Genomic DNA, 1,371 nt, shown 5'->3' on the forward strand with positions numbered 1-1,371 from the left:
AAGGCTGAGCTGTGATGGGGAAGCTCCTTATGGAGCGAAGTCTTTGATTCCCCGCTGCCAAGAAAAGCTTCTAGCGAGATAAAAGGTGCCTGTACCGCAAACCGACACAGGTAGGCGAGGAGAGAATCCTAAGGTGTGCGAGAGAACTCTGGTTAAGGAACTCGGCAAAATGACCCCGTAACTTCGGGAGAAGGGGTGCTTTCTTAACGGAAAGCCGCAGTGAATAGGCCCAAGCGACTGTTTAGCAAAAACACAGCTCTCTGCGAAGCCGTAAGGCGAAGTATAGGGGGTGACACCTGCCCGGTGCTGGAAGGTTAAGGAGAGGGGTTAGCGTAAGCGAAGCTCTGAACTGAAGCCCCAGTAAACGGCGGCCGTAACTATAACGGTCCTAAGGTAGCGAAATTCCTTGTCGGGTAAGTTCCGACCCGCACGAAAGGTGTAACGATTTGGGCACTGTCTCAACCAGAGACTCGGTGAAATTATAGTACCTGTGAAGATGCAGGTTACCCGCGACAGGACGGAAAGACCCCGTGGAGCTTTACTGTAGCCTGATATTGAATTTTGGTACAGTTTGTACAGGATAGGCGGGAGCCATTGAAACCGGAGCGCTAGCTTCGGTGGAGGCGCTGGTGGGATACCGCCCTGACTGTATTGAAATTCTAACCTACGGGTCTTATCGACCCGGGAGACAGTGTCAGGTGGGCAGTTTGACTGGGGCGGTCGCCTCCTAAAGTGTAACGGAGGCGCCCAAAGGTTCCCTCAGAATGGTTGGAAATCATTCGTAGAGTGCAAAGGCATAAGGGAGCTTGACTGCGAGACCTACAAGTCGAGCAGGGACGAAAGTCGGGCTTAGTGATCCGGTGGTTCCGCATGGAAGGGCCATCGCTCAACGGATAAAAGCTACCCCGGGGATAACAGGCTTATCTCCCCCAAGAGTCCACATCGACGGGGAGGTTTGGCACCTCGATGTCGGCTCATCGCATCCTGGGGCTGTAGTCGGTCCCAAGGGTTGGGCTGTTCGCCCATTAAAGCGGTACGCGAGCTGGGTTCAGAACGTCGTGAGACAGTTCGGTCCCTATCCGTCGTGGGCGTAGGAAATTTGAGAGGAGCTGTCCTTAGTACGAGAGGACCGGGATGGACGCACCGCTGGTGTACCAGTTGTTCTGCCAAGGGCATAGCTGGGTAGCTATGTGCGGAAGGGATAAGTGCTGAAAGCATCTAAGCATGAAGCCCCCCTCAAGATGAGATTTCCCATAGCGTAAGCTAGTAAGATCCCTGAAAGATGATCAGGTTGATAGGTTCGAGGTGGAAGCATGGTGACATGTGGAGCTGACGAATACTAATAGATCGAGGACTTAACCATATAATATG

1 rRNA gene is annotated in these 1,371 nt (G+C 53.0%); it reads left to right on the plus strand.

Going from position 1 to position 1,371, the window contains the following annotated elements:
• Positions 1-1,363, plus strand: a 23S ribosomal RNA gene (locus ATL10_RS30720); the annotation flags it as partial.
• Positions 1,364-1,371 lie beyond the last annotated feature (8 nt).

Source organism: Bacillus sp. 196mf, assembly GCF_003217275.1.
Taxonomy (GTDB): Bacteria; Bacillota; Bacilli; order Bacillales; family Bacillaceae_G; genus Bacillus_A; species Bacillus_A thuringiensis_S.